At 40.8% G+C, this 7,316-nt stretch carries 7 protein-coding genes and 1 tRNA gene; 5 read left to right on the forward strand and 3 right to left on the reverse strand.

Going from position 1 to position 7,316, the window contains the following annotated elements; translation table 11 throughout:
- From ACKPEB_RS19265 to ACKPEB_RS19275, 3 genes are all read right to left on the reverse strand, one after another.
- A partial coding sequence (locus ACKPEB_RS19265) for a glucose PTS transporter subunit IIA (RefSeq protein ID WP_408966599.1) occupies positions 1-1,060 on the reverse strand: 1,060 nt, incomplete at its 3' end.
- 362 nt (positions 1,061-1,422) lie between these two features.
- Positions 1,423-1,496, reverse strand: a tRNA-Pro gene (locus ACKPEB_RS19270).
- A 182-nt stretch (positions 1,497-1,678) separates the two neighbouring features.
- Positions 1,679-2,233 (reverse strand): GNAT family N-acetyltransferase, encoded by a 555-nt coding sequence (locus tag ACKPEB_RS19275; RefSeq protein WP_408966600.1) that lies wholly within the window; start codon positions 2,231-2,233, stop codon positions 1,679-1,681.
- A gap of 73 nt (positions 2,234-2,306) precedes the next feature.
- Here ACKPEB_RS19275 and ACKPEB_RS19280 point away from each other — a divergent pair, with 73 nt between their 5' ends.
- The 5 genes from ACKPEB_RS19280 to ACKPEB_RS19300 all read left to right on the forward strand — a co-directional run bounded on the left by ACKPEB_RS19280 (position 2,307) and on the right by ACKPEB_RS19300 (position 7,279).
- On the forward strand, positions 2,307-3,032 hold the full coding sequence (locus tag ACKPEB_RS19280) for a hypothetical protein (protein ID WP_408966601.1): 726 nt from the start codon (positions 2,307-2,309) through the stop codon (positions 3,030-3,032).
- A gap of 74 nt (positions 3,033-3,106) precedes the next feature.
- Positions 3,107-6,001: an isoleucine--tRNA ligase gene (gene ileS, locus ACKPEB_RS19285; RefSeq protein ID WP_408966602.1), complete on the forward strand. Its 2,895-nt coding sequence runs from the start codon at positions 3,107-3,109 to the stop codon at positions 5,999-6,001.
- Positions 6,002-6,145: 144 nt separating this feature from the next.
- Positions 6,146-6,514: an HNH endonuclease gene (locus tag ACKPEB_RS19290; protein WP_408966603.1), complete on the forward strand. Its 369-nt coding sequence runs from the start codon at positions 6,146-6,148 to the stop codon at positions 6,512-6,514.
- 14 nt (positions 6,515-6,528) lie between these two features.
- Positions 6,529-6,894, forward strand: coding sequence for a hypothetical protein (locus ACKPEB_RS19295; protein ID WP_408966604.1), 366 nt, complete (start codon positions 6,529-6,531; stop codon positions 6,892-6,894).
- Positions 6,887-7,279 carry a hypothetical protein gene (locus ACKPEB_RS19300; RefSeq protein WP_408966605.1) on the forward strand — a complete coding sequence of 131 codons (393 nt, stop codon included), beginning with the start codon at positions 6,887-6,889 and terminating at the stop codon, positions 7,277-7,279. Before ACKPEB_RS19295 ends, ACKPEB_RS19300 begins: the two co-directional genes overlap by 8 nt.
- Positions 7,280-7,316 lie beyond the last annotated feature (37 nt).

The raw sequence follows: 7,316 nt of genomic DNA on the forward strand, positions 1-7,316 counted from the left end.
GACCATGAATTTTCGCCCGTAACGCTTCTACTTCTAATTTGGCTTGTTCAATAGCTGTTTCTAATTTCCGCCGTTCTGTATTCGGGTTGTCGCCCCGTTCAACGACCTTAATCTCCTGTTCCCGTACCCGGAAGGTATAACCCACCGCCACCCCAGAAGATGCAGCCACCCCTAATAGAAGATTAGAATCATCAGAACGGCGATGGGGGGGCGGTGCCGCGATATCGAGTTTGGCAATACTGGCTGGTGCCGCCATCGGGGGCGTTCCCTCCTCTCCTAAACCGGAACGGATAGCCTCACAAAGTTCAGCAATAGCCGCAGCAGCATCCGCTCCTTGGGCTATCAAAACCACTCGATCTCCATGATTGACTTCTAACCCCATTAACGCGACAACACTCTTAACATTTGCATCTTGATCCCCCCGTTTTAAGCGAATTTTTGATTGATATTTTTTGGCTAAATTCGCTAATACGGCTGAAGGTCTGGCGTGTAATCCGGTTGGATTCGGAATTGTAATTTCATCTGAGGTAATAATCTGATTTGAGGTTGGGATATTTTCGCTAACTTTTGGAATTAAACTCAGTTCTAAAATTACATTTTCTCCTGCAATTGCATAGCCTGAATAGGTTTTAAAATCGACGACTTGATCAGAATTTGTAATCACAATTTGAGTCAGCAAACTTTTCGCATTAAGGGCGACATAATCAATATCAAATTCAATTAACGGATCACCTGTTTGAATGCGATCGCCCATTTTAACCTTCGGCTGAAACCCTTCCCCCCGTAATGTAACGGTATTTAAACCAATGTGCATCAGAACTTCTAAACCTTCTGGAGTTTTTAGAGTCAGAGCATGATAGGAAGGATGAATTTGTATAATTTCTCCATCACAAGGAGCGATTAAAACGTTACTGATCGGGTCAATCGAAATTCCATCCCCTACCATTTTTTGAGCAAATACTGGATCTGGAACTTGTTCAATGGGTAGAATATATCCCGATAAAGGTGCTTTTAAAACAACCCCATCCCCTTGAGAAACTGGTGTTAAAATATTAATCATTGTCAAGTCCTGTTTCAATTGGATTGGCTTCAATCTGGGTGAGTGGTTAAACCCTGGTTTTTTTAAGATACAGTCAGCTTTTAGGCATCGTTCAAAAGTTTTTATTTTTTTTCAATTTGCAATAATTCTTAATCTCTAATTTTCCCTAGACCCCAGTTGTAGTTCTGGGGTTGTTTTGTTTCCTATTCCTTGTTTCTCTATGGTATAATTCCAAAAATTAAAATACAAAGCCCTCAGCGTATATCGCAACAGGGAATTGAAGCTCAAAATAATCGACGGAGAGAACCCCGTTATTGTGAATGGTGGCTGTGTCAAAGCCAACATCTCCTCTGAACCAGAGGTTTTAGCCTGTCTCGTTAAAATCGGGATGACAGGATTTGAACCTGCGGCATCCTGCTCCCAAAGCAGGCGCGCTACCAAGCTGCGCTACATCCCGTTAAATCTTTTCCTAGTATAGCCTAAAATTGCACAGATGGGATTAAAAATTGCAAAATTGATCATAAAGCTGGGTTTCAGGTTTCGGGTTTCGGGTTTCGGGTTTTGGGTTTAAGCTGTTTTTCCGATCCAGCACTTGTTCCCTAACACCGGAGATGAGACCTCGCACCTGACACCCTCAGCCTAATCTGGATACCAGAACATTCCTTTAATCCCCTCTGGATCGGATATAAACCCCAAATTACGGTAAAAATCCACCACATGAGGGTCAGCAAATAGAGTAATGTTGCTGATATCATCGCTACGGAGTTTTTTGATGATAAATTTCATCAAGGCTTTACCCAAACCTTTACTTTGGAAATCTGGGTGAACGACCACATCCCAGAGCGTCGCATTAAAGGCATGATCGGATGTAGCCCTAGCAAAACCAATCAGCCGTCGCTGGTTGCCTCGAATTTGCCACATGGAAACGACAAGGAAACTATACTGAATGGCTTTTTTTACTTTACGCAGGGGTCGCCGAGACCAACCAACTGCACTGCAAAGCTCTTCCAATTCATATAAATCAATGTCGCGATCTGTGCTAAAAAAAATGCGACCATTATTACTCGATGACGACGGGCGAGAGTTGAGAATTGCTAACTCTTCGCCTCCAACCTCGTATGCCTCATACTCCGCGATCTGGGAGAATGAGGAAGAGGAATCCGAACTGCTAAACAAGTTTTTCCAAAAACCCATGCAGGCGTGGTTATGGTAATAGATGATGAATGACCGTACTAGATAGTATATCTCTCGTACCTTCACCTGAATTATGGCTCCTGGCTTAAAATCCTCAACTTTGGAACTCCTAAAACGCTTCAACCGGGCGTTTCCACAGTTTTATGAGCAATTTGTCAGTAGCGAAATTCAACTTCAAAATTTGAAACTGGCTTATCAAGTTTATAAAACCAAACAAGCGGTGATTGACATTCAGCCGGATGGAAACAAAAGCGCCCTGCATTTTGCCTATCGTAACCAGTCATTTTTACTCAGCGATATTTTTGGGGTTTTAGCCGCCTATGGCCTCACGATTCATAGTCTCAGCTTGTATGGCCAAATTTATCCCCCCATGTTGGTGTTTATTAAATTGGTGCTGTCTCGTGGGGGTAAAGCCTTGAGTGAGAAAACCTCAGAAAACGTCTGTCGGGCCGTCCGAGAAGCTTTGGCGGGACATTTTGAGGTAGAAGAAATGTTAGCCGTAGAATTTAACCTGGATGCCGGTTTAGAAGATGTCGCTACCGAGTTTTATGTTGACCCGGTATTTCACCTCCCGGCGTTATTAATTGAAGCGGATAACCAACCCGGATTATTTTACAAAGTCATGTATGCCATCTGGCAAGAAGATTTATTAGTGGTCAATGCTAATTTATTGGTGTGGCGGGGACGAACTCGATTAATTTTGTATCTCTTAGGGCCCAATGAAAGTTTGATTCCTGAATATCTCGGTCAAAAAATCGCCGAAGGAATGCGACAACGATTAATGGGAGAACGATTTTAACTTGATCCATTCAACGATGGGAAATGTCACGATAAAATACGGATACATTATCGAGAATCGTTCAGGATAAGGCTGTGACAGAAGCAAACAAATCCTATAAAGATACCGTCAACTTGCCCCAAACTCAGTTTGATATGCGGGCAAATGCTGTGAAGCGGGAACCGGAAATCCAGCAATTTTGGGCTGAACAGGAAATTTATCAGCGCCTCTCACAAAATAACCCGGGTGAATTGTTTATTTTACATGATGGCCCCCCCTACGCCAATGGAGCCCTACATATTGGTCATGCTCTGAATAAGATTCTCAAAGATATTATTAATCGCTATCAAATTTTACAAGGTCGTAAAGTTCGTTATGTTCCGGGGTGGGACTGTCATGGTTTACCCATTGAATTGAAAGTCTTACAAAACATGAAAGCGGGGGAACGTGAACAATTAACCCCGTTAACCTTGCGTCATAAAGCGAGAGATTTCGCCTTACAAACCGTTGAACAACAAAAAGCTAGTTTTAAACGCTATGGGGTTTGGGGCGACTGGGAAAATCCCTATTTAACCTTAAAACCGGAATATGAAGCCGCCCAAATTGCGGTGTTTGGAAAGATGGTTTTAGAGGGATATATTTACCGAGGACGCAAACCCGTGCACTGGAGCCCCAGTTCTAAAACTGCCTTAGCAGAAGCGGAATTAGAATATCCTGAAGGTCACGTTTCTCGCAGTTTATTTGCGGCATTTAAACTGTTAACGGTGGCTGAACCTTTACGGGAATTATTCGCCCCATTTTTATCAGAATTAGGAGTTGCGATTTGGACAACAACTCCCTGGACAATTCCGGGTAATTTAGCGGTTGCAGTTAACCCCGCTTTAAATTACGCCGTTGTCGAAGTGGGGGAAACTGAAAAACCCATTCAGTTTAAATATTTAATTGTAGCGGAAGATTTAGCGGAACAATTATCAGGAACTTTCGGTTATCCGTTAACGATTAAAGCCACATTTAAAGGCAAGGATTTAGAACATTGTACCTACAAACATCCGTTATTTGAACGGGAAAGTCCGATTGTTTTAGGGGGAGATTATATTACTACAGAATCCGGTACAGGATTAGTTCATACTGCTCCTGGTCATGGTCAAGAAGACTATATGGTCGGTCAAAAATATGGTTTACCGATTTTATCTCCCGTTGATGATCACGGAAATTTTACTTCTGAAGCCGGAAAATTTGAAGGATTGAATGTTTTAGGAGAAGGAAATGGAGCCATTGTTGAGGCTTTAATAGAAGTTAATTCTTTGTTAAAAGAAGAACCTTATCAACATAAATATCCCTATGATTGGCGCACGAAAAAACCCACGATTTTTAGAGCTACAGAACAATGGTTTGCATCTGTTGAAGGGTTCCGAGATGCCGCATTAAAAGCGATTTCTCAGGTGCAATGGATTCCCGCCCAAGGAGAAAATCGCATTACTTCTATGGTCGCAGATCGCAGTGATTGGTGTATCTCTCGACAACGGAGTTGGGGGGTTCCCATTCCGGTTTTCTATGAGGAAGAAACCAACGAACCACTATTAAATGAAAGCACCATTAATCACGTTCAAAAGATTATTGCTGAAAAAGGTTCCGATGCGTGGTGGGAGTTATCCGTTGAGGAATTATTACCCGAAGAATACCGTAATAATGGTAAGACTTACCGCAAGGGAACTGACACAATGGATGTGTGGTTTGATTCCGGTTCTTCTTGGGCGGCGGTGGCGAATCAACGCCCAGAATTACATTATCCGGCGGATATGTATTTAGAAGGGTCTGATCAACATCGGGGCTGGTTTCAATCGAGTTTATTAACCAGTGTGGCTAATTATGGTCATGCACCTTATAAAACGGTTTTAACTCATGGATTTGTTCTCGATGAAAAGGGAATGAAAATGAGTAAATCCTTGGGAAATGTCGTTGATCCAGCGATTGTAATTGAAGGGGGTAAAAACCAACAGCAGGAACCTCCCTATGGGGCTGATATTCTGCGGTTGTGGGTGTCATCGGTGGATTATTCCTCTGATGTTCCTCTGGGGAAAAATATCCTCAAACAAATGGCGGATGTTTACCGGAAAATTAGAAATACTGCCCGATTTTTATTAGGGAATTTGCATGATTTTGATCCGGTAAAAGATACGGTTAAATACGAAGAGTTACCGGATTTAGATCAATATATGCTTCACCGGATTACGGAAGTGTTTACGGAGGTAACAGAAGCCTTTGAAAGTTATCAATTCTTCCGATTCTTCCAGGTGATTCAGAATTTCTGTGTCGTCGATTTGTCGAATTTCTATTTGGATATTGCCAAAGATCGCTTGTATATTAGTGCCCCTGCTGCGTTCCGTCGTCGTAGTTGTCAAACGGTGTTAGCGGTGGCGTTAGAAAATTTGGCTGCATCGATCGCTCCTGTATTATGTCACATGGCGGAAGATATTTGGCAAAATCTCCCCTATTCTACACCCCATAAATCGGTGTTTGAAGCGGGTTGGATCACGTTAGAAAAACACTGGGAGAAGCCAGAATTAGGGGCGTTATGGCAACAGTTACGACAAATTCGTAGTGAGGTTAATGTAGTCTTAGAAAAAGCCCGTCAAGACAAAATGATTGGCGCGTCTTTAGAAGCAAAAGTGTTGTTATATGTAGCGGATGATAATTTGCGTCAACAGATGCAACAAATGAATCCCAAAACAACAGAATTAAAAGAAAATAATGGGGTTGATGAGTTACGTTATCTATTTATTTGTTCCCAGGTTGAACTGTTAGAAAGTGCTGAAGTTTTAAACGGGTTACAGTATTGTCAACAGTTAGAAGGTTTGGGAATTGGTGTGGTGAAAGCAGATGGGGAAAAATGCGATCGCTGTTGGAATTATTCTGTTCATGTTGGGGAATCAACAGAAGATCCCACCATTTGTGAACGATGTGTTGAGGCGTTAGCAGGAACGTTTTAAACCTTAGAAACCGGGTTTCTCTCAGAAACCCGGTTTCTAATCGTTTCTGATAACAAATTAATGTTACTAATTTTTGGGTTGCGTCAATTAGAGATTCATTTTATACTATAATTGGTTTATAGCCTAAACTAAAGCCAGTAATGTATGGAAACAAACTCGGCTGATAATTTAGCTCGGTTATATAGTGAACTTTTTGTTCTACTTGAGCAAGAAGCAAAACTTCGCCAAGAAACCGAGTGCCAATTAGAAAAAGCTAAAGCAGTCATCGATCCCAGAAAACAATTTAATAACTGGATAAAAACCAATTCAGGTCAGACTTGGAAACGTAAGCAATTTGAACTTCAAGGAAGTCTATGTGCAGCTTGTAAGACATTACTCCGGTTTGAAGATGCTGTTGTACATCATGTTCTTCCACTCAAAGATTTTGGATCTGCTGCTAACAAACCTGAAAATTTTAAGCTATTACATCCGGGTTGCAATTTAGCAATTGGGACAAAAATTGTTGATTTTTAAAAGAGGTTCTCATTATGCCGAGTAAAGAAGAATTAATCAAACAACTGGCTAACGAATTTAACTGGACACAAGCAGATGTAAAAAGAGCAGTTGATGCTTCTCAAGAAAATGTAAACACAAAGGAAGAAGCTATTTTGTGTATGATTCGCTATGCTGGCCCAGATTTAAAAAGACGTAATTATGAAGTGGGCGCTCAAAAACGAATCAATAATCAACAGAAACAGCAAATTAGTAGCTTAGTGGAACAATTAACTAAGATTCAGAGTTTTTATGCTAATCAATTAGTTCCAACATTAAGATCAACAATTCAAGAACAAGCCAAGTATATTAGCGATCTTCTTAAACAATTTGGTCAAGATCAAGGAGGTAAAAATGGTTAGCAATTTAAACACAATAACAAAACTTCATCTTCAATCTTTTGGTTTTTCTGAATACTCTATTAGAGAGCTAATTCGAGGATTAAAAGCAGTTTCAACAAACGCAGGTTTGAAAGAATATTCTGCATCAGACATACAAGCATCTGTTGAAAATCGGCTCTCCAATTCAAAAATTAAAGCAGAAAATCGAGAAAAACTTCAGCGATTTTTGACTTGGTTGAAGGGTGAGTCTAATGTTATTACAGTGGACTTTCTCAAAAGATTATCTCCAGAAAAAAGGATAGAAGTTTTGATGAGTCGTCTTCAAGAATTAGAAGAACAAGAAGAAACTTTAAAAAAAGAAACAGCATCAATTATTATGAAAGCTAGACAAAGGGTTGCTACTTAGTAAAGACAATTTTTTCATCGGGGGGTTGATATGTTAT

Source organism: Planktothrix sp. (assembly GCF_046067725.1).
GTDB lineage: Bacteria > Cyanobacteriota > Cyanobacteriia > Cyanobacteriales > Microcoleaceae > Planktothrix.